The sequence below is a fragment of the Paenibacillus sp. GYB004 genome, assembly GCF_036577605.1.
Taxonomy (GTDB): domain Bacteria; phylum Bacillota; class Bacilli; order Paenibacillales; family NBRC-103111; genus Paenibacillus_AB; species Paenibacillus_AB oceani.
Genome location: NZ_JARBDB010000004.1, coordinates 116,244 through 137,949 on the forward strand (window position 1 = coordinate 116,244; position 21,706 = coordinate 137,949).

Consider the following 21,706-nt stretch of genomic DNA (forward strand, 5'->3'; position numbering starts at 1 on the left):
AATTCAAGCCAGACGCGATTCAACCCGAAACGCGTCTTTTTGTCAATCGTTCGCTTCGTCCCGGTATTCCCTCGGCGACATGCCGTTCAACAGACGAAAGAGCTTCGAGAAGTAGTGGACGGAGGCAAAGCCGTGCTTCTCGGCAATCTCCGTAATGCTGATGGAGGTATGGCTCAAGTCTTCCTTTGCCCGGTTGATCCGGAACTGATTGATATATTGCGTAGGCGGCAAACCTGTTGCCTGTTTGAACAGTTCGAAAAAATAACCGCGGCTTACGCGCATATCTTTGTAGTAAGATTCCAAAGGTTTTACCAGGCCGTGCAGCAGATCCTGATCCAATCGTTCCAACACTTTGTACATTCGCCGGTCCGGGAACCGGTCGTCTCTCAGTACGAAGCTCAGGAAAAACTCGATAAAATGCAGAAAATAGCTTTGCAGCTTGATGTTGCGAATGTATGTTCGCTCATTGGGATAATGATTTTCTGTATAAAATTTTTCGAACAGATCCGTCCATACCCGCAGCTTCTCCACTTTCAAATATTCTGGAATTTCATAGGGGAAAGGGGCGCTGACCAAGGAAACATTCAATTGTGATGCGTCATAACAGATCATACTGGGATGATTGAACCAGGCACGACGATCGATGTGGCTCCAATCGAAATAACAGCAAATATGAACCATCGGTATTATACTGTCGGCGATCCAATCGTGCTGCTGCCCTGCCGGGATATAGACCACAGAACCCGGATCGGTCCGGTAAACGCGCCCGCAAGTTCGTAAGCTCCCGCTTCCTTCGCTGATCAAATAAATCGATGAGCTATAACAGTGACGATTGAGGCTCGTCTGTCCCTTGGAAAACGGATAGCGGGTTGCATAGTGGACATAGGGGTGATAGGCAGCGAAGTTCATACCCGTTCACATCCTTTCCTCAGTAATCGTAGCATTGACATGACGATTGTACAAAAGGACGACGGTCGTGTAAATACATTAACAGTTGGAGTTGCTACAATATTCGCTGAAGGAACATTATTCCCGAGGAGTGAACGTGAGGATGGATAGCAGCTTTCTGTTGACGGATGAACAAATGATGCAATTCATTACGAAAGGCTACCTGGTGCTTCAGAACGACTTGGACCCGCAACAGCATAAGAAGGTAATGGATACGATCTATCGGGTATTGCATGAGGAAGGCAATCCGGGCAATAATATTTTGCCGCGTGTCCCCGAGATTATGGAGTTTTTCGATACGCCTGTGGTAAAAGGCGCTTTAACGAGTGTGTTGGGAACCGATTACTATATGCATCCGCACCGCCACTGTCATTATAACAAGCCGGGAAGTCAGATGCCGGGAGGGGGGCAATGGCATAAAGACGGGTATTGGTCCTCGATGCGCAGTCACCGGCCGTGGTGGGCGATGATCTTTTATTACACGCAGGATATAACCGAAGATTTGGGACCGACCGCGATTATGCCGGGGACCCAGTATTACGAGAAGTTTATCGGCGATCGCGGAGAGACTCTCCTGCCGACCGGCAAAGCGGGTACAATGGTGCTTGTGCATTTCGACTTGTGGCATAAAGCTTCGCTGAACGTGTCCAGCCTGGACCGTTACATGCTCAAATTCCAGTTTGTCCGTTTGCGCGCGCCTGAAAATCCGACATGGAATCATCGCAGGAAGGAAATGATCGTTCCCCCTGGAACGCCTGCCATTCATTTGAATCTATGGAGAGATGTATGGGATTGGCTGCGCGGCGAACACACAACTTGTATGGCTGCTGCGGCTGTAGATGATTTCACGCTGCAAAAGGTATCGCAAGATTTGAAGTCGGAGGACGAATCCGTTCGGGCTCAGGCTGCGGACCGGCTGGGATTGTGGGGAGACGCCAGCGCTTCATTGGCGCCTGCACTTGGACAATTGTTGGACGATACGGAGACGACAGCTTTGAATGCCGCTTACGCTCTTGGCCATATGGGGCCAAAAGGTATTGATGAATTAATCAAACATGTAACCGAAGGAACCACACAGGTCGCGGAGCGGGCCGCATACGGGCTGCAAGGTGCCTCAGCCGGGGCGATCCCCGGTCTTCTGCAAGTATTGGAGCACAAGGACGAGAAGCGCAGAGCATTGGCAGCCTTCGTGCTTGGCATGATCGGACCCCAGGCGATTGATGCGGTTCCGCTGCTGAACGCGAGTATTCAAGATGAAAGCGAGTGGGTGCGCCGCAATGCGGTCGAAGCTTTAGGCATGATCGGGAATGCAAGCGGCGAGGTCGTACCGGCATTGGCGCAGGCTCTGAAAGCTTCACTGCTCATTGAAACGGAAGAGAGGGAGCAGACGAGCGATATGTATGTGAACAAGCAAAAGTATATATCCAATAAGATCGGATATACGGCTGCATTGTCCTTGCTGCGAACGGGTAAGGATGGAGATGCCGGGCTAGTCGTCCGTTCCCTTGAGAAAGCGCTCCATAGCAAAGACCGGTATGTGAGAGCTTATGCCTCCGAGGCGCTTACCCATCTTCGGACCGTGGAAGCCTTGGACGTTTTGATCCGCTATTACCGAACTTCCAGATGGTGTCCCGATACCAGCAAAGCGAGTACGTTTTAACCTCCGAGCTTAAATTATTGAGAAAAGGCCTTGCTCTTCCCACAAGAAGGAGCAGGGCCTTTGCAGCGGTTAAGGGGACTGACGGAACACGCGTTCGCTTTGCTTGCTGAATGCGACGAATGCCGCAAATGCCAGGAGGATGATTCCCGTAAACATAAATCCTTCGCTGATCCCCAAGGACAGCCACCCGAGAACGGATGATCCGGCAACTACACCGAGTGAGAAAAAAGCGTAGAAATAGCCGTACGCTTTCCCCCGAAGCTCCGCCGGCGTTGCCCGAATGAGCATCGTATTGATGGAGGGGAACAAAAAGGCGAAGCCGACTCCGTATAGACCTAACACGATATAAAGCACAGCCGTTGTCTCAGACTGGCCGATCAGAAGTTGGCTGATCCCCATAAGACCGATACCGATGGCCATCGTGATAGGCGCGGCGACTCGATCGAATATCCGGTTCGTCGGAAGGACGAAGATGAGAACGGCGATAATCCCGAAGGCGCTCATCAACGTACCGCTTAATCTCGAATCATAACCGAGCGTCTGAACGTGCAAGGGCAGCAAGTATGCAATGACGCCTTGAGAAAACATTAAGAAAAACGCGCCGCCGTATGCCTTTAATACCCCTTCATTAAAGAATCGGCCTGAGCCGAGCGAATCTGCAGCTGCTTTTTCTTTTTTCGTCACCTTGAACTTCCCGAGAAAAATCGCTGACAGAACGGCCAACACCATCCCTAACGCCGCCACGCAGCTGAATACGAACGGAACGGACGTCTTGCTTGCCATAATGCCGCTGAAGGCCGGTCCGATAATCGCCGCCAATCCGACGAACGTGCCGGTGAAGGCTACTTTTTTTCCTTGTTGCTCCTTGACCGTCGTGTTCGCCGAAAACGTAAATGCGGCCGGTACAATAAGCCCGGCGACGAATCCGTGCACGATCCGGACGAAAATCAGGAACGACGGCTGATCGACGAATTGATACAACATCAGGGCGGCGCTCGTCAGCAACAAGCCGGCCATCAGCATCTTGAACGGCCCGGCCTTGTCGGTCAGTATGCCGGAAACGATATTGCCGACCGTATTGGAGAGAGAATATAGTCCGATCACAAAGCCGACAACAAACGAGCTGGCGCCGACGGAAGCAGCGAATGTGCTCATCACCGGCAGCTGCGAAAATAAATCGAAAAAGGAAAAAAACACGATGCTGTATACGAGCAGAGCGTGGTTAAACGGCTTGACGCTATAGGTCTCCTGCGCCTTCTTTAATCTCCCGTCCAGTACAAAGTTGCCGAACGGCACAAAAGCTGCAACAACCGCCGCTGCCGACCATAAGAGACTCCACTGGAGACGGATGGCCGCATACAGGATCGTGAGAGCATAAAGGCTGAAGATTCCGCCGTGCAGACTGCCTACAATCGTGACCGCCTGGTTGATCCCCCAAATGTATTTCAAAGGCATCGCGATGCCTAGTAACACCAACAAGGAAATTCCGTCGAAAAGTCCCGCTAACCTTAGGATGTAAACTGGATGTACCCGCACTTGATATGCTCCTTACCGAATAATATAAAAGCCGTTTCTCTATTCTAACACGTATTGCAGCAAGGTAGAGGGATGAATTGTGATCGAAATATGAGGCTTGCGCCAACAGGAACGGATGACATCCGCCACTCTCGGAGCGATTCCCTCCCCGCTGCGGACAGTCCGGGACCATCTATAAGGTGACTACGAGGGGATGAACGCTTCGGCGGGCCATCCACCTTTTGGACTATATCCCTATGATTTTATGTTGCAAAAGGTGATGCCAATTACCCAATTCGCCGGTTCATGTAAAATATATGCAGACGCCGACCGATGAATGGATTGTCGGGACAAATAGGAGGAATTCATTAGGCGAACTAGGTATTCCGAACCTGCGAAGCTGGCGAAGCACTAGGCTTCCGGACTCGGACGTCAGGGAGAAACGGATCAATGGGAGTGTGCGAATGTTGCCGAATCACTTATTGGGTACGATCACGAAAAAAGATATCCGGACTTCACTTGGATTGTTGTTAGTGCCGGCAGGAACGATGCTGGAGCAGAAACATCTGAATCTTGTTCTGCAGCACCGGGTCGATTTGTCGGAGATCGAGCAAATGACGGATGATTCAAGTCCGGAGCAAGGCAGTGAGCCTTCCTATCCGCAGGCGGAACTTCAACAGGCGGTCGGGCAAATGAAAGAGCTCTTTGAAGAGATGAAGCGGAATCAACGCGTTCCGGTGATGAAAATCAAAAACGAGCTGCTTCCCATCGTGCAGCAGGTATCGGAATATCCGGACCTGTATGATTTGATCGAATTCGTAAAAGCCAAAGATCAATCTTTGTATCAGCACAACATCGCAGTCAGCGTAATCGCCACACTGATCGGACGGTGGATGGGACAAAGCGCCGAGGAGCTTTCGATTCTCTCCTTGGCGGCGTTAATGCATGACGTCGGGAAGGTGTTTATCCCTGACGAACTGCTGCATAAGCCGGGACCGCTTACGGCGGAGGAGCAAAATGAGATGAAGCGCCACCCGATGTTCGGATACGGGCTTCTGAAACGAACCGCTGGCCTCGATCCTCGTGTCTCCCTGGTAGCTCTTCAGCATCACGAGCGGATGGACGGAGGCGGGTATCCGCTAGCGCTGCCGGCAGATCGAATCGAACCGTTCAGTAAAATCGTCGCGGTCGCGAACGTATTTCACGCCATGTCCTCGGGCCGTCCTCAGCAGCCTCCGATGCCGTATTATCAAGTGGTCGCTCAAATGCGCGACGGGTTCTTCGGAGCTTTGGACCCTTCGATCGTTTCCGTGTTCCTCGATCATTTGAGCCGGCATCTGATCGGCAGACGGGTGAAGCTGACCGACGGGCAATGGGGCAAGGTCGTCTATAACAATCCGTACGACCCGCTTAATCCGATGGTGGAAGTGAATGATGCCTTTATTAATTTAAGCGATCGTCCCGACTTGCATATTAGCGAGGTCGTCGTATAAACGCCGCTGGCAAGAAGGAGATCACATGGACAACCCCCGGAACGCTGCCGTTCGGACTCGGGGGTTGTTTGGCTTGGCTCTTAGGGAGGAGGACCGCTTCCCGACGGAACGGATTTCCGACTACCGGCATCAACTACCGGACCAGTTCAATAAACCGGCTGGCCGTAATCGAAAGCGGCATGTTGCGCATGGTCATAATTCCGACGTTCGAGGGCGGCAGCCGGACGTCCAGCGAAATCTCGAACAGTGAACCTTCCTCCAACTCCTTCGTTACAAATTCTCTCGTCACATACGAGATTCCAAGACCTCTCCGCGCAAACTCGATCAGCAGATCCACGCTCCCGACCTCGATCTCCGGCTTCAGCGTGTAGCCGTAGCTCTGGAACAGCTCCGTGATCGCCATCCGCGCCCGGCTGTTCCGCGAGAAGAGAATGACCGGGTACTGAAGCAGCTTGTCCAACGAAAGAACCACCTCTTTCAGCTCGGCGAAACGGGCTCCCGCCACGAAACAATCCTGAAGCTGAATACTCTCCCTTACTTCGAGCTGGGAATCGATAATCGGCATACGAACGACGCCCAGATCGATCCGGCCTTCCTTCAGAAACGAAATCACTTCCGGCGTAGTCCCATGACTTAGATGGAGCCGGATTCCCGGATAAGTTTGATTGAAATCTTCCAGGTAGGGGAGCAAATAGTGCTTGAACAACGAATCGCTTCCGCCGATCCGCAGCTCGCCGATATCCAGATTTTTGATCGCGGCCATCTTCTCCTCGGCCAGTGTAATCAGGATGTGCGACTGTTCGATATACGAGTACAGGATCGAGCCTTCATGAGTCAGCGCCACGCCCTTCGGATTCCGGTAAAACAACGTGATGCCGAACCGGTCCTCCAGCTGTTTGATCGCATGGCTGACGCTCGGCTGGGTGAGATATAACGCCTTGGCAGCCTGAGTCAGACTGCCTGTTTTGGCGGCCCAATAAAACACTTTGTACAGCTCGTAATTGTTCCCCATAGACACCATCTATAGCTCCTGTAAAATGTATTAATTACTTACATGGTCGTTAAACGTATTATAGTGGAAATGCGAGAAAGAAAACAGAGTTTGTCGATAGGAATCCGCTTTTACCGCAATTTTTACCGGTTTGATCCATCAACAGAGCCACTGCCGGAAGGAGAAGGAGAATGGAACCGACTACACTCATTTTATTTGGAGCGACAGGGGATTTAGCCAAACGTAAAATATACCCGGCCTTATATAATCTATTTGCCGATCAGAAGCTGCCGCCATCGTTCTCCTTGATTGGTCTTGGAAGAAGAGAACATTCGGATGCCTCTTTTCAGGCGCATGTGGAGCAGTCTTTGCGCCAGTTTTCCAGAAGGGAAGTCCGCGATTCGGCACGCCTCCAATCGTTTTTGACTATGTTCCGCTATTGCATTTTGGATGCCGGACGCAAAGAAGATTACGCGAAGCTGCTGCAGATGGTCGAAGAGCGGGAACAGGCGCTGCGTATTCAGCCGAACCGTTTGTTTTATTTATCGGTCGGGCCCGAGTTTTTCGAGAAGATTGCCGCCCATATTCAAGAAAGCGGGTTAGGTTCGGCGAACGGCTGGAAACGCCTGGTGATCGAGAAGCCTTTCGGCCACGATTTGTCGACGGCGCAGGATTTAAACCGCAAGCTGAGCCAGGCTTTTTCGGAGCGCGAGATTTTCCGGATCGACCATTACCTGGGCAAACCGATCGTTCAGAAGCTCGAGGAGCTGCACCAGACCGATCCGCTTCTCCGGGAACTGTGGAGCGGCCGCCGCGTCGCTAACGTGCAGATTACGGCGAGCGAAACCGTCGGTGTCGAGGAACGGGCGGGATATTACGATCAGGCGGGCGCGATCAGAGACATGTTCCAGAACCATATGCTGCAGCTGCTGATGATGGTGGCGAGCCATTTCCCCAAGGATCTGTCCCCGGGAGACGGGCGCTACAAGAAGAGAAGCGTGATGGAAGCTCTCCGGCCGCTGCTCAAACAGGATGCAGGCGCTGCTGTCATCCGCGGTCAATACGAGGCGGGGGAGATTCAGCATAAACCGGTGATCGGTTATACGGCCGAGCCGGGGATTGATTCCGCTTCGCGGAACGATACGTTCGTCGCCGCCAAGCTGCTGATCGACGACGATCACTGGAGAGACGTTCCCTTTTATATCCGGACAGGCAAAAGAATGCGTGAGAAGTCGACCCGGATCGTCGTGGAATTCAAAGATGCAAAGACGAAGTCCGGCAGCCGGGCGCCGAACCTGCTCGTATTCGAGATCGGTCCGGACGAAGGCATCACGCTGCAATTCCAATCCAAGGATTCGTCGCGTCACGAAGCATTCGATCCGATCCGGATCGATGCTCCCGCAAACCCGGATAATATCCCGGAAGCGTACGAAAATCTGATCTACGACGCTTTGCACGGAGACCCTACCTTTTTTGCCCATTGGGACGAAGTCGAATTGTCGTGGAAATGGGTTCAACCCGTCTTGGAAGCGTTCGAGGAGAATCTGGTTCCGCTTCACCTCTATGCTGCAGGCACTTACGGTCCGGCCGAGTCCGACCGGCTGCTTGCGGAGGACGGCTTTCATTGGTGGTTCGACATAAAGCCAAACCAAGAATTCGAACAGAAAGAAGGAGAGCAATCTTATGCCTATCACACAAACTATTGATCAATTGTGCATCGACACCATCCGTACGCTGTCCATCGACGCTATCAATAGCGCCAACTCCGGGCATCCGGGGCTTCCGATGGGCGCAGCTCCGATGGCGTACGCCCTCTGGTCCGGACTGCTGAATCACAATCCGGGCAATGCCAGATGGTTCAACCGGGATCGTTTCGTCCTGTCCGCAGGGCATGGCTCGGCGCTGCTTTACAGTCTGCTGCATCTGTCCGGCTACCAGGTGTCGCTGGACGATCTGAAGCAGTTCCGCAAGCTGAACAGCAAAACGCCGGGACATCCCGAATTCGGACATACGGACGGCGTGGATGCAACGACGGGACCGTTGGGACAAGGAGTCGCCATGGCCGTCGGGATGGCGATGGCGGAAGCGCACCTTGCCGCTAAATTCAACCAAGCCGGATTCCCGGTAGTCGATCATCATACGTATGCGCTCGTCGGGGACGGCTGCCTGATGGAAGGGATCTCTTACGAGGCGATGTCGATGGCCGGCCATATGAAGCTCGGCAAGCTGATCGTCTTGTACGATTCGAACGATATTTCCCTGGACGGGGATCTGAACCTTTCCTTCGGCGAAAATATTCAAAAAAGAGCCGAATCGGCGAATTGGCAGTACATTCGGATCGAGGACGGCAATGATATTTCTAGAATCGCCGATGCGATAAGGGAAGCCAAGCAGAACGATTCGCAGCCGACTCTCATCGAAGTCCGGACGATTATCGGCTACGGCAGCAAAGTGGCCGGGACGAACAAAGCCCACGGCGTTCCGCTCGGCGCAGAAGAAGCGAAAGCAACCAAGGGTGTATACGGCTGGCAGTACGAGGAAGAGTTCACGGTGCCGGAGGAAGTGAAGTCCCACTTCCAGCAGCTGAAGCAGCAGGGCGAAGCGAAAGAAGCGGAGTGGAAAAAGTTGTTCGCCGCTTACAAAGCGGAACACCCGGCGCTTGGCGGGGAGCTGGAGCAAGCGATCGACGGTTCGGTGTTGATCGATGCCGGTGACATTTTGACCTTTGACAGCTCCAAATCGATTTCGACCCGGGTCGCCAGCGGTCAAGCGATCAATCATTATGTGAAAACCGTTTCGTCGATATTCGGAGGAAGCGCGGATCTATCGCATTCGACGATGACGGACATTTCAGGGGAAGCTACCTTTGCGGTAGACTCCTACAAGGGCCGAAATATTTACTTTGGCGTCCGGGAGCACGCGATGGGCGCGGCGGGGAACGGGATGGCTTTGCACGGAGGCGTCAAGCCGTTCGTCAGTACGTTTTTCGTATTCAGCGATTATTTGCGCCCGTCGATCCGGCTCGCCGCCTTGCAAAAGCTGCCTGTCGTTTATGTATTTACCCACGACTCGATTGCCGTTGGCGAAGACGGACCTACGCACGAGCCGGTCGAGCATTTGGCCGCACTGCGCACCATTCCGGGACTTACGGTCATCCGGCCGACGGACGCCAACGAGACGGCCAGCGCATGGGCTTATGCGTTGCAGCAACAAGAGGGCCCGGTAGCTTTGATTCTTAGCAGACAAAACCTGCCGGTCTATGAGGCGACCCGAGCCAACGTGGATAACGTTGCGAAAGGCGCCTACATCTTAACAGAGACGAACGATCAGCCGGATGTCATCCTGATCGGAACCGGCTCCGAGGTTTCCCTTGCGGTGCAGGCCAAGGCGGAGCTGGAGCGCGACAACATTTCCGTACGTGTCGTGGCTATGCCGTGCCGGGAGCTGTTCGACCGTCAGTCCGACGCTTACAAGCAAAGCATCTTACCGGATTCCGTATCCAGGCGGGTCACGATTGAAGCGGGGATCTCGTTAGGCTGGGACCGGTATGCGGGACTGGGCGGCAAAGTATTGTCGATCGATACGTTCGGGGCATCGGGCCCGGGCGGCGAAGTGATGGAATATTTCGGATTTTCTTCAAATCAGGTAGTGCGTCTGGCGAAAGAAATATTATAATAGCTAAGGTACAAACTATTAAAAAAATGGAGGTTGTTGGAAGTGAAGTTTTTCATCGATACAGCGAACCTGGAGCAAATCAAAAAAGCGAACAAAGTCGGTATTCTTTCCGGCGTTACGACGAATCCGTCTCTGGTGGTCAAGGAAGGCGTGAAATTCGAAGACCGCATCGCCGAAATTTTGCGTGAAGTGCCGGAGGTCGAATCCGTATCCGCAGAAGTTACGCCGGATGCGCTTACCGCCGAAGAAATGATCGCGCAAGCGAACGAATTGATCAAAATCAACAATTACGATAAAAACATTACGATCAAGCTTCCGATGACGCTGGAAGGTTTGGAGGCTTGCCGCTATTTGTCCAAAAAAGGCGTGAAAACCAACGTTACGCTGATTTTCACCGTCAACCAGGCGCTGCTGGCTGCTCGCGCAGGCGCTACTTACGTATCGCCGTTCCTTGGCCGGCTGGACGATATCTCCGAAGACGGCGTGCAGCTGATCGTTAAAGTCGCGGAAGTGTTCCGCATTCATAACCTGGACGCCCAAATCATCGCTGCCTCCGTCCGCCATCCGGATCACGTCACTCGCGTAGCGATGGCAGGGGCTCATATTGCGACTGTTCCTTTCAGCGTAATCGAGCAAATCTCGAAGCATCCTTTGACCGAGCAAGGCCTCGAAAAGTTTGCGGCAGATTGGAAGAAGGCCGTTCAATAAGCAGTAAGGCTAGCGAGTAGAAACGGGAGAGACCGGCTGCTTCGCGCCGATTAAGATCCATTATCAAAACAAGCAACCGTGGCTGTAGAAGCCGCGGTTGCTTGTTTTTCTAAGAACCGGATAAGAGCGGTTTGTACCCGTTATTTTTCCGAAAGCTCGCTTGTACGGGGAAATAAGAGCGGTTTTGTAGTCGGTTTGTAGTTGCTATAATCGGCGAAAAGGGTGCGTACGCGACGAGTTGGTCGAAATAAGGGGTGGAACCCACCTCTATTGGCTCCGGTTTTGCTAATAGGCCATAAAGAGCGGATGCCAAAAGCTCCTTATTGTGTTTAGAACCCGCACGCGGAGACGATTTTGGCGAAGGCGAACACAACCTGCGCACAAAAAGGGGTAATCCCAGCGTAGCTGAAACCATCCGCAAACGTAAGGAAAGTCGAGATCAGCCAGCTATATGAAGAATGGAGGGTTTATCGGTCTAATGTCGAATCATTTTTAGAACAATTTGATAAAGGATCGGAAGTGACTAATGAACATTCGTCTGTTGAATGACTCTGATGCCCAAGTGTATAGAGAAGTAAGGTTGCGTGCATTGAAAAATGACCCCGATGCATTTGGATCAACGTATGAGCAAGAAGAAACTAAACCACTGGAGCAAATTATAGAAAGGATACGCCATACCAAAGACCAATTTACATTGGGATGTTTTGACGACAGTAACACACTAGTTGGCATTGTCAATTTTTCACGCGAAAACAGGCTTAAGACGGCACATAAAGGAAACATTTACGGTATGTACGTAGAGCCTCAATTTCGAGGACGGGGGGTAGGTAAAGCCCTTCTATTAGCCTTGATTGAAAGAGCAAAAAAAGAATGTGAAGGGTTGGAACAGATTCATTTGACGGTCGTGTCTACTAACAAATCAGCAAAACGCTTATATGTCTCGCTGGGGTTTGAAGTCTACGGTATAGAACCGCGTGCATTAAAGTTTAATGAACAGTATTACGATGAAGACTTAATGATTTTAAGATTGCGACTTATAAACTAAACATTCCTGTTAAGGCTAAGAAATCGCCTTTGTCAAAAAAGGAGCGCCTCGGTATGATGGGTTTGTCCACGGGTTCGAAACCCAACACCATCAAGGAGGCGCTCTTATCATGAAGTTTAAACAAACAGAAGGACAAAATCAACGGATTGAACGAATTTCCACATCTCATCTTATTGTTGGTATCGACATAGCGAAAGATAATCATGTAGCACAAGCGACAAACTTTCGCGGCATTATCCTTACCAATCGGCATCTTACATTCTCAAATAAAATGGAAGGTTACGAAAAATTAGAACGATGGATCACTGAGTTACTAAAGAAACACCGCTTAAAGAGTGTCATTATCGGTATGGAGCCGACAGGACACTATGGGTATAACCTGGCCAATTGGCTTGACGACAAGGGCAAAGATGTTGTCATGGTGAATCCAGCCACCACCAAGCGAAACAAGGAAAACCGAGATAATTCTCCCTCCAAGAGCGATCCCAAGGATGCACTTGTCATAGCTGACGCGGTCAGCCGAGGCTTCTATTATGATTACTCACGGCACGACATAGTCTTCCAGAGGCTGCAAACCATTATGAGTGATCGGGAATTTTGGGTAAAGAATAGTGTACGGCTGCAGAACCGGATTATCCGCTGGTTAGACATTCGCTTTCCGGAGTATTTCTCCGTATTTAAAGATTGGACGTGCAAGCGATCCTTGGCCACTCTTAAGGAGTTCCCTGCTCCAGAAGATATAGAGTCTTTGTCCGTGGCAGAGGTGATCGAAAGCTGGAGAAAGCATATGAAGAGAGCTGGTGGATCCACAGGTATGCAAAAGGCTGCGCAGCTGGTTGCTCAAGCTAAGCAAAGTGTAGGAAACACAACTGCCCTTGTTGAAGCAAAGCAGGATTTACAGCGGCTATTAGAAGAATTCGAACGAATTGTTAAAGTGTTAGATGGGATTGAACAAGATATACAAATATTACTGAAGGATATTCCTATGGCGAATGAACTCCGATCCATTGGCCTGGGCCCAATCTTCACTGCAGCCATTCTGTCAGGTACCGGTGACCTTAGACAGTACGCCCATGGCCGTCAACTATTACGTAAAGCAGGTTTAAATCTAGCCGAAAGCACGTCGGGAAAACGTAAGGGACAGATCGTGCTCTCTAAAAGGGGCGATGCAACACTTCGCAAATATTTGTATCTGGCTACGCTACAGCTCATTGGAACGAATCCTGTGTTCCGGCAGCTGCATGAGCATAATGTTCAAACCAAGCAAATGAAGAAGCAACAGTCGGTATTTAAAATACTTGGGAAACTGGCACGAATCATAACTGGCCTTGTTCAACGCGGAGAGACTTTTTCTCCTGAAAAAGCTATCCCTACATGCTTGAAAGCTGCCTAAGACTAACTAAACAATCACGTATATTGACTCATTCGCAGGATTCAAAAAGAAAGCACGGAGGACCGAGTTCGTCTCCGATAAGGGCTCAGACCCGTCAGCTAAACGCTATCGGTCTCCACGCCTTGGTCAGGTGTAACGAAGGAATGTGAGGGCATAGACCCGTTGAGCCGTGGGATGGTGAACCCCCAAGGAAAAAGTGGAGTATACGTGCAGTAGAAAAAAACACTTGGAGAAAAGCTCCAAACGTTTCTTCTGTTCCCGTATGCCCAAAATCGGAAAAACGATGTCTAATGAGCTTACTTCCAAACAACAACCACTATTTCAAGGCGGAGGAATCCTGCGAATGAGTGAGTATACTTGAGATAAACCCTTAAAACCGAGGGACGGAGACGATAGTTCAATTGTTACCCGACGGCAGCCGGCCAAAATGTTCGGCTGCCGTCGTTGTGCGTGCGCTTGGCAGCGCACCGACTAAGGAGTGAAAGTCTCTAGCATACCGCAAGGTGGCGGCAGTGCATAGATGAAGCCTGAGTCTATTAACGGGCAATAATGTTCAATAAGGAGTAACTCTCCGTTATCTTTTAACTATCAGGCAATTGATATTGGCCCTAATTCCAATTTTATGAAATAATTGGTTCTATGAGAGAAGGCTCTGGGCGAAGGGCAGGATATCCGAACAGAAAGAACAAATTTAAAATAGTTGGAGGAATAGATATGACGGTCTGGTTTAACCTAGGGAGCCTCGTGCTTGGAATAATTGCTTGGATACTTCCAATTATTAGTATTTCCAGAAGGGAGAAGCGCTCTAGAAATTGGGTTGCTCTTCCTATGGGGAGTCTTAGTGCTTGCTCCATTTCGTTGTTTTTCCAGATTTGCAGTTTCTATGAGCGCGTAAAGGCAAAGGATTGGTCTGCTCTTATGGATACAGTAAGTGTTATCGCATCTGTTCCAGCAATCCTGCTCATCGGTACAATCGTTCTAAATGCAGTTACCTTGTATGTTTATCGTGACAAAGCAGCACAATAGGATGTCAATCCTAGTAGTTTGATTCCGGAAAAGCAGTCTGTTCCCGAGCGGGGCGGACTGCTTTTTCTTATGAGCCGGGCACATTTTAATTATAAAATCCGGTAAAACACTCTTGACAATATAGAGTAGGGGGGTATAGTATAAGTATCGAGCTCCGGTATATTTTGGGTCAAAAAAACCTCGTCACTGGACGGCCGTCGCGAGCGTTGGTTTTGGATTCCGGTATAATCGGATGATTCGTAATCTGAGGAGGTTTTTACGATGGGGACTCAAGCAGCTCTTTCGCAAGCCGATCCAAGACGCTGGAAGGCGTTGGCCTTGTTATGTCTTGCGAATTTCATTGTCATTATGGATACTTCCATTATCGGGGTGGCGTTGCCGGCCATCAAAGAAGCGCTCGGATACACGCAGGAAAACCTGCAATGGATATTTAATGCTTACGTCATTTTCTTTGGCGGTCTTCTGTTATTGGGTGGACGTTTGTCCGATCTTTTCGGTCAGCGGCGTATATTTATGTGGGGATTTTTGATATTAACACTGGCTTCTTTACTTGCGGGCTTGGCCTGGAACGAGGAATCGCTGAACGTCGGCCGCGCCGTGCAAGGATTCGGTTCCGCCTTGATTGCACCTTCGGCACTAACGATCGTCATGATGTTGTTTAGCGGCAATCCCAGAGAGCTCGGAAAGGCATTGGGCTTCTGGGGGGCTTCAGCAGCTGCGGGAGGATCGGCGGGGGTGTTTCTCGGAGGTGTTATTACCGAGTGGTTAAGCTGGCAATGGACATTTCTGATCAATGTTCCAGTCGGGATTATTGCCTTACTAGTAGCCCCCGGACTTCTGGGTAAAGGGACGCGCAGGGAAGGCAGCATTGATGTTGCGGGCTCTATTTCCGTTACCGCGGCATTGGTTCTGGTTGTATACGGCATCGTTACTGCAGAACACAACGGTTGGGGATCGCCTTCCACCGTATGGACGCTAGTTATGGGGGCCGCCTTGTTCATCCTCTTCCTGATTATCCAAGCCGTGAAAAAAGAACCGCTTGTACCATTACGAATCTTTAAAGCGCCAAACCTGGCAGCCGGCAATATCGCGCTCATCATGCTGTCCGGAGGATGGATACCTCTATGGTACTTCCTCAACCTCTACATGCAGCAAGTCCTGAAATTTTCCGCCTTCGCCGGCGGGGTTGGCTTGCTGCCGATGACGATATTAATTGCCATTTTCATGATATTCATTACAGGTAAATTGATCGGAAAGTTTGGTATTAAAGCAAACTTGGTTATAGGATTGATTGCGCTCGGAGGTTCGATGCTCTTGTTCTCCGGCAACACGCCTGCGGACGGCAATTTCGTCATGAATGTGCTCCCTGCTTCGCTTCTGGGCGCTCTTGGAATGTCCCTTGCCTACATCCCGGCTACAATGGCCGCTATGTCGGGCGTTAAGCCGGAAGAGGCGGGGCTCGCATCGGGGCTTGCTAATACGAGCTACCAGATCGGCTCGGCGATCAGTCTGGCCATCATGGTTGCGATTGCGGCCTCATCGACAGCCGCTCATACAGGAGGCGATCCTGTTGCAGCTCTAAATGATGGATTTCATCAAGCGTTCTTTTGGTCCGGTATCGTAGCTTTCGCCGGTGCGCTATTATCGCTGCTGTTTATCCATTCTCCCAAACAAGGGGCATCCAATGCTCCAACAGCGATGTAAATTGCAACCCGTCCGCAGCCAGACTTATAGTTGGCTGGATCAGACGGCGGTCAGTACAATGGCTGCCGTTGTCACGGCGGGTATAGAGTCTCATGATCCAGGCGGGCTGCCAGCATCGGATTAAGGCAGCCTGTTAAGCTTAACGTGGTCATTCGATTATTAAAGCCTATAGACGAATAGCAGCAAGCTTTGTTGCGAGTGCAGCATTGACTGCTTTCCTTAAACCTATTATTATGGTAACAAATAGTGAATGGTGGTATATATGCTGTGATGATGATGACTGTGTTCTTGACAGAGGTAAAAGGTTAATTCATTTAACTAATAACGTACGAGCGTGATTCAAGCACTCTACTAGTACTAGTAGGGATTGATTTGCTTTGCAGACGTTCGTGCACACCTCACTTGAACACCATTATCATCACTGCTTCGTAAGAATGTGCGAAACAAAGATGTATATTTTTTGTTTTCAGTATTCTTGCGTCCAAAAAGCCGTGGGTGAACAATGTTCATCTGCGGCTTTTCTATATCCACTACCTATTTGATGAAGGAACCACTGGATCGAGATTAACTTAATGACATGAACGGGGGATGGAACCATGTCTGCCTATGAGAAACCTAGCTTGGCGATTAGCGAAATTGAGGAAGTGCTGCGAAATCATTTTGGACCGGGTGTGGCTGAACTTACTCCGCTGGCTGGCGGCAATTTGAGTAGCGTGTTTTCATTCGTTTACGAAGGGAAAGATTATTGTGTGAAATTCAGCGATCTGGCTGGCGCATACGAGACGGAACGTTATGTCTCTGACTTGCTGTCGGGCCAAGGAATCCCTTTTCCGAAATGTTTGGTGCTAGGGAATACCGGCCAATTGGCTTATGTGATTATGGAGCGAATAGCCGGGCGCAATCTAGGGGATTGCACGGAAGAAGAACAACTCCATCAATTGCCGGAGCTTATCGGCATCTTGGCGAGTCTGGCCGATGTGGAAGTCGGATCAACAACCGGGTACGGATGGATCAGGCCGGACGGTAACGGAAGTTACGAATCGTGGAAAGACTTTGTCGTTGCGTTCAATTCGGAAGATCAGACAGGGACGTTCTGGGAGAACTGGCACGATCTTTATCGCACGTCTTGCCTGGAGAGAGACGTATTCGAAGAGATCTATAACCGGTTGATGGCCTACGTACCGTATAACGAATCGCACAGAGGCTTTATCCACGGTGATTTTCACCAGTGGAACATGTTGTCGGACGGCAAGCGGATTACCGGCATTATTGACGGCAATTGCATGTACGGAGATTGCCTCGTGGACCTTGCCATTCTCGATCGGCATATGCCGAGGAGCGGCGTCATTCAGACGTATCAAGACTATCTAACGAAGGCCGGCAAGGTGATTCCGGATTTCAAGGAGCGGCTGCTCGGCGCTTATTATTTCAAAGGACTCGATGGACTACGATTTTACGCGAAGATGGGATGGAAAGACGCCTATTTAGGCACGCGACAATTTCTATTGAACCTGACGTAAGAGACAGGGACGAAATTGGGAAGGATGGAGCGATGCGCATAGGCGTTAGGCAACATTACAATAGAGGATAAAAGCGGCGGCAGCGTACGAATCAGATGGCAGAGAACGAAGCGAGTTCGGACGAGGAGGTCAAAGCCGAAAGGACGTATGAAGAAGACCGCGACTGGCTGGAGGACGATTTGTGGAAGGGATGGTCCCGCTAGTGTCACCCAGGATACATGGGTCGTGCGTGTCAGCAAACGCCCTGCGACGGATGCTGCGGCATTGCAGCTCGCCAAGGAACATTTTCTGTTTGCCAATATGTGCTGGAGACGTTTGATTCCGTTGGACAATATGCAGCCTATCTGCGCCGCCACGATGTGTGGGTATTTTGGTGGGATTGAAGCAGATGGAACTGCCCAATCTGTTCGTCCTGCATCTAGCTTGCGATCCAGGGTTTAGAGGACATCCATGTATTACATGTAGTGGACACTTCATTAAGGGATTGGTACATTATATACATACCCACATTGTTGCGGCCAGCGTATTTATTCCAACTCTATAAGGAGAGATGATGATGTACACAAGCATGAATGCATTTCTGGAAGATTGCACGCAAGAGGCAGAGCTAACATTGAAAGTATTGGACAAGCTGACGGACGAATCGTTGAAGCAAGCCGTTTCGGACGCTCAGCCGCGGACGTTGGGCGAACTGGCCTGGCATCTGGTGGGCAGCTACGGAGCTTTTCTTGATTCGGCAGGTCTGAAGATGGAAGGTCCGGACCTTTCAAAGCAACCGGCTTTCGCTGCCGATATCGCCAACAATTATCGCAAGGTTCATGACATTGCTATATCGGCATTGAAGGAGCAATGGACGGACGCCAAGCTTCCGGAGAAGTTGGTACTGTTCGGCTTTATCGATACGACACATGCCGGCGTGTTGCAATTTTTGATCCGCCATCAAATTCATCATCGCGGCCAGATGACGATTCTGATGCGTCAAGCGGGACTTGAAGCCCCCGGCATCTACGGACCGAACGAAGAGGAAACCGCAGCTATGCGTGCAGCCCGCGCGAACAAATGATAGATCTATAAAAGAGGCAGCGGCGATCCAGACAGCTGTAGCCAAAGGCATCGTTGCAGGATATGGAATGATGTAATCTCATAGTAGTAACAAATGAAAAAAGGCAGCCTCTATCCAAAAAGGAACGGGGTTGCCTTTGATTGTGCGCCCAGCATGGGCGCTATCTGTAGGGTTCAAGTCCCGAAGCTGCCCCGGCGCGTTCCTTCGCATGATTCAACGATAGACCCGTTAAGCTGAACCGTACCCAGTTCCGGCAGCTTTTCTGTTCGGACAGTTTAACTTCATTAATACTTCCTCTCGCCTATTTATCTGTGGACATATAAAGTGATTTATAAGAATAGGTTTTCCCTCGGAATAGGGGGATTTTATGCCAAACTACCATTTGGAACAGGCGGAGAAAGATTGTTTGCGGTATACCAGGTTGTATACGCTGGCGCCGATCTTGAAATGGTACGACTGGTAGGTTTTCATCCGGGCCCCCGATTCGGCAATAGGAGCAGAAGAACGGCGAGGTAACTGACAAGGGAGGAATCGAAGCCGATGCATGCAACAGAGATCCGGTATGAGCGCTTTAGGGAACAGGATGGCGAGGCTGTCAGACAATTGTAAGCCTTGACGCCGACGCGGGTGAAGACATGCTTCGTGTGCTTACGAAAGAACCGAAATTGTTTCTTACCGCACGTATAGGGGATCGGCTTGTTGCACTGGGCCAAATGAACGAGCCTGCACCCCAGTCCTACATCACGGTGTTTGTTGATCCGCGGCTGCGCAGGCAAGGAATCGGCACGGCTATGGTGAACTATATGGAAAGCGAATTGCGGGCGGGCGGAACCGAGAAAGTCAGGAGTTCCTTTCGTGCCGGTCGTCCATCCTCTCTTGCGTTTGCGCAAAAGCTTGGGTTTGACCCGTACTTTTCATCGGCACACATGCAGCGGACCGGCGAGCCCTTTCCCTTGGAGGATATTCCGGCGAGGATGTACACGGATGAAGACTATACGGCCAGCCAAGCGTTTTATGCAGCAGCATTCCATGACATGCGCGTCCGTGTCGGCCGCTTTCCCGATTCCGTCATTGCTCCGCCGAGTGAAAAGGAACGCAGATTATGGAAGGAAGAGGCGGAAGACCGTTTTGTTTACGAAATCAACGGGGAGCTCGTCGGGTATAGTCACATTTCCGGTAATGAGCTGAGCAGCATTTCCGTCCGTACGGATGTTCAAGGGCGCGGAATCGGAAGAACATTTACGATGTATCTATGCAACGAGATCTACCGGCGCGGGCATACGAGTGTCAACTTGTGGTGTGTGGTCGGGAATTATGCGAGGAATCTGTACGACAGTCTCGGCTTTACAGAAACGTATACGATGGACCTGGTGCGGAAGACGCTATAATTATGCCGGATTAGACGGCGAACTCGTTGGGTAATTCTGAAAATCGTCGGGAGTTGTAAATGGTGGAATCCCTTATTGCACAGGCTCGTGCATTTTTGGCCGACCCGGGTTTCGATTGGTACATCTGTGGTGGGGGCGCAATCGATGTGTTTCTCGGGAAGCCGACAAGAATTCATAAAGATTTGGATATTGCCGTATTTTGGGAGGATCGAAATGCAATCATTGCGTTCATGCTGGCTACGGGCTGGAGGGTACTGGAAGCTTGTGGCGGGGGAGTAGTCCGCGAGTTGTTTGAGGTGCAGCCGCTTGCTGAGAAACGAAACCTCTTCTGTTTTACGTCCAAGGAGGATCGTTGTACCTTAGATCCGATAGGGGACGGAACGTATCGGTTTGGTTTGGAAAAGAAGGAGCAGCGAGATTTCACCTACATCGAATATCTTTTTAATCAGAGGGATGATCACGATTTGTATTTGCCGGGAAACGCAAACTTAAAAAGAAAGCTGAATCAGGCTTTACTGGAGTGCGGCGGGGTCCCATATCTGGCTCCTGAAGTTGTACTGTATTATAAAGCGCGGTATTTAGAATATAGTCCGGAACCGTTTGATCATTACCAGGATTTCAATATTTCTTTACCGGTTCTTGAAGAGGAGCAGAAGCGATGGTTAAGAAACTCTCTTGAAAGGGAGTATGCCGACGGACACGAATGGCTTGAAAGACTGTAGCCATACTTTAAGCTAAAAGTGCGGCCGGTTGCTGCCTCTTAAAGGAAGCTCTCAGCCCTCTACCGGTACCTTTCTGCGGGGGGACGCCTCCTGTCCCGGATCGGCAGTCTCGCTACGCTTATGAGCGGATGATAGATTCGAATAGCAATTTATAAGAAATCAGGCTGCCACGGTCATGCTATAATAGGTGAGGGTACAATGTGAGTATGATTTGAGAACATACCGATTAGGAGGTTAATCATGGGAACAAGTAATCCGGTAACGATAACCGTGGAAGCGATCGTTCATTCTCCCATCGAAAGCGTATGGACCAATTGGACGGAACCGAAGCATATCATGCAATGGAACAAAGCTTCCGATGACTGGCACACGCCACATGCCGAGAATGATCTGAGGGTCGGCGGTAAATTCCTCTCGAGGATGGAAGCCAAAGACGGGAGCTTCGGATTCGATTTCAACGGCGTATACGACGAAGTAAACCTGCACGAGAGCATCGCCTACACCATGCCTGACGGTCGTAAAGTGAAAAGTGTATTTACCCGCCAAGGCAACGACACGAAAATTACGACATTGTTTGACGCCGAGCAGACCAATTCCGTCGAGATGCAGCAAGCCGGATGGCAAGCGATCTTGGACAGTTTCAAAACCTATGCGGAAACTGCACAAGCATAAATAAATAGTTTGTCATTGAAGCGCATGCCGATTGTCGGCATGCGCTTTGCTGTGTCCTGGCAAGGCGGATCCCCGTGGAATTCATTTCCGGTTATACGGTCAAACGATAATCGAAATGTCAATATAAACAACAATAATATATTTAATATCAGTATTTTTTTATTGAAATTCGATAAATGAAAT

The 21,706-nt window shown here is 50.4% G+C and carries 17 protein-coding genes; 14 read left to right on the plus strand and 3 right to left on the minus strand.

Annotation, left to right across the window (positions count from 1 at the left end):
• Nucleotides 1-42: 42 nt before the first annotated feature.
• Nucleotides 43-909, minus strand: coding sequence for an AraC family transcriptional regulator (locus PV433_RS02550; RefSeq protein ID WP_332070630.1), 867 nt, complete (start codon nucleotides 907-909; stop codon nucleotides 43-45).
• Between the two features lie 142 nt (nucleotides 910-1,051).
• On the opposite strand from PV433_RS02550, the gene PV433_RS02555 reads away from it, so the two are divergent.
• The gene (locus PV433_RS02555; protein ID WP_332070631.1) at nucleotides 1,052-2,608 is read left to right on the plus strand and encodes a HEAT repeat domain-containing protein; all 1,557 of its coding nucleotides are present in this window, start codon (nucleotides 1,052-1,054) and stop codon (nucleotides 2,606-2,608) included.
• Between the two features lie 69 nt (nucleotides 2,609-2,677).
• On the opposite strand, the gene PV433_RS02560 is transcribed toward PV433_RS02555, so the two are convergent.
• A complete protein-coding gene (locus PV433_RS02560) occupies nucleotides 2,678-4,144 on the minus strand; it encodes an MFS transporter (protein ID WP_332070632.1) in 1,467 nt (488 codons plus the stop codon).
• Nucleotides 4,145-4,587: 443 nt separating this feature from the next.
• Here PV433_RS02560 and PV433_RS02565 point away from each other — a divergent pair, with 443 nt between their 5' ends.
• Nucleotides 4,588-5,616, plus strand: a complete 1,029-nt coding sequence (locus PV433_RS02565; protein ID WP_332070633.1) for an HD-GYP domain-containing protein — start codon at nucleotides 4,588-4,590, stop codon at nucleotides 5,614-5,616.
• A 133-nt stretch (nucleotides 5,617-5,749) separates the two neighbouring features.
• Here the strand turns inward: PV433_RS02565 and PV433_RS02570 are convergent, their stop codons facing one another.
• Nucleotides 5,750-6,628, minus strand: coding sequence for a LysR family transcriptional regulator (locus PV433_RS02570; RefSeq protein ID WP_332070843.1), 879 nt, complete (start codon nucleotides 6,626-6,628; stop codon nucleotides 5,750-5,752).
• A gap of 170 nt (nucleotides 6,629-6,798) precedes the next feature.
• Between PV433_RS02570 and zwf the strand changes: the two genes are divergently transcribed.
• The 12 genes from zwf to PV433_RS02630 all read left to right on the plus strand — a co-directional run bounded on the left by zwf (nucleotide 6,799) and on the right by PV433_RS02630 (nucleotide 21,523).
• Nucleotides 6,799-8,313, plus strand: coding sequence for a glucose-6-phosphate dehydrogenase (zwf, locus tag PV433_RS02575; RefSeq protein WP_332070634.1), 1,515 nt, complete (start codon nucleotides 6,799-6,801; stop codon nucleotides 8,311-8,313).
• On the plus strand, nucleotides 8,297-10,282 hold the full coding sequence (gene tkt / locus PV433_RS02580; RefSeq protein ID WP_332070844.1) for a transketolase: 1,986 nt from the start codon (nucleotides 8,297-8,299) through the stop codon (nucleotides 10,280-10,282). Before zwf ends, tkt begins: the two co-directional genes overlap by 17 nt.
• Before the next feature lie 42 nt (nucleotides 10,283-10,324).
• Nucleotides 10,325-10,990 (plus strand): fructose-6-phosphate aldolase, encoded by a 666-nt coding sequence (fsa, locus tag PV433_RS02585; RefSeq protein ID WP_332070635.1) that lies wholly within the window; start codon nucleotides 10,325-10,327, stop codon nucleotides 10,988-10,990.
• A gap of 526 nt (nucleotides 10,991-11,516) precedes the next feature.
• Nucleotides 11,517-12,035, plus strand: coding sequence for a GNAT family N-acetyltransferase (locus PV433_RS02590; protein ID WP_332070636.1), 519 nt, complete (start codon nucleotides 11,517-11,519; stop codon nucleotides 12,033-12,035).
• 109 nt (nucleotides 12,036-12,144) lie between these two features.
• Entirely contained in the window at nucleotides 12,145-13,428 is a 1,284-nt protein-coding gene (locus PV433_RS02595) for an IS110 family transposase (protein ID WP_332070637.1), read from the plus strand.
• Between the two features lie 714 nt (nucleotides 13,429-14,142).
• Nucleotides 14,143-14,454, plus strand: a complete 312-nt coding sequence (locus PV433_RS02600; RefSeq protein WP_332070638.1) for a hypothetical protein — start codon at nucleotides 14,143-14,145, stop codon at nucleotides 14,452-14,454.
• 261 nt (nucleotides 14,455-14,715) lie between these two features.
• Entirely contained in the window at nucleotides 14,716-16,158 is a 1,443-nt protein-coding gene (locus PV433_RS02605) for an MFS transporter (RefSeq protein ID WP_332070639.1), read from the plus strand.
• A gap of 596 nt (nucleotides 16,159-16,754) precedes the next feature.
• Nucleotides 16,755-17,678, plus strand: a complete 924-nt coding sequence (locus PV433_RS02610) for an aminoglycoside phosphotransferase family protein (RefSeq protein WP_332070640.1) — start codon at nucleotides 16,755-16,757, stop codon at nucleotides 17,676-17,678.
• A gap of 556 nt (nucleotides 17,679-18,234) precedes the next feature.
• Nucleotides 18,235-18,741, plus strand: a complete 507-nt coding sequence (locus PV433_RS02615) for a DinB family protein (RefSeq protein ID WP_332070641.1) — start codon at nucleotides 18,235-18,237, stop codon at nucleotides 18,739-18,741.
• 644 nt (nucleotides 18,742-19,385) lie between these two features.
• On the plus strand, nucleotides 19,386-20,129 hold the full coding sequence (locus PV433_RS02620) for a GNAT family N-acetyltransferase (protein WP_332070642.1): 744 nt from the start codon (nucleotides 19,386-19,388) through the stop codon (nucleotides 20,127-20,129).
• A 59-nt stretch (nucleotides 20,130-20,188) separates the two neighbouring features.
• Nucleotides 20,189-20,851: a nucleotidyltransferase domain-containing protein gene (locus PV433_RS02625; protein WP_332070643.1), complete on the plus strand. Its 663-nt coding sequence runs from the start codon at nucleotides 20,189-20,191 to the stop codon at nucleotides 20,849-20,851.
• A gap of 240 nt (nucleotides 20,852-21,091) precedes the next feature.
• Entirely contained in the window at nucleotides 21,092-21,523 is a 432-nt protein-coding gene (locus tag PV433_RS02630; protein ID WP_332070644.1) for an SRPBCC family protein, read from the plus strand.
• Nucleotides 21,524-21,706: the final 183 nt, after the last annotated feature.

Coding starts and splice junctions, on each gene's coding strand:
- PV433_RS02550 (WP_332070630.1), bottom strand. CDS start 909: ATGAACTTCGCTGCCTATCACCCCTATGTCCACTATGCAACCCGCTAT.
- PV433_RS02555 (WP_332070631.1), top strand. CDS start 1,052: ATGGATAGCAGCTTTCTGTTGACGGATGAACAAATGATGCAATTCATT.
- PV433_RS02565 (WP_332070633.1), top strand. CDS start 4,588: ATGTTGCCGAATCACTTATTGGGTACGATCACGAAAAAAGATATCCGG.
- PV433_RS02570 (WP_332070843.1), bottom strand. CDS start 6,628: ATGGGGAACAATTACGAGCTGTACAAAGTGTTTTATTGGGCCGCCAAA.
- zwf (WP_332070634.1), top strand. CDS start 6,799: ATGGAACCGACTACACTCATTTTATTTGGAGCGACAGGGGATTTAGCC.
- PV433_RS02590 (WP_332070636.1), top strand. CDS start 11,517: ATGAACATTCGTCTGTTGAATGACTCTGATGCCCAAGTGTATAGAGAA.
- PV433_RS02595 (WP_332070637.1), top strand. CDS start 12,145: ATGAAGTTTAAACAAACAGAAGGACAAAATCAACGGATTGAACGAATT.
- PV433_RS02600 (WP_332070638.1), top strand. CDS start 14,143: ATGACGGTCTGGTTTAACCTAGGGAGCCTCGTGCTTGGAATAATTGCT.
- PV433_RS02605 (WP_332070639.1), top strand. CDS start 14,716: ATGGGGACTCAAGCAGCTCTTTCGCAAGCCGATCCAAGACGCTGGAAG.
- PV433_RS02610 (WP_332070640.1), top strand. CDS start 16,755: ATGTCTGCCTATGAGAAACCTAGCTTGGCGATTAGCGAAATTGAGGAA.
- PV433_RS02615 (WP_332070641.1), top strand. CDS start 18,235: ATGTACACAAGCATGAATGCATTTCTGGAAGATTGCACGCAAGAGGCA.
- PV433_RS02625 (WP_332070643.1), top strand. CDS start 20,189: ATGGTGGAATCCCTTATTGCACAGGCTCGTGCATTTTTGGCCGACCCG.
- PV433_RS02630 (WP_332070644.1), top strand. CDS start 21,092: ATGGGAACAAGTAATCCGGTAACGATAACCGTGGAAGCGATCGTTCAT.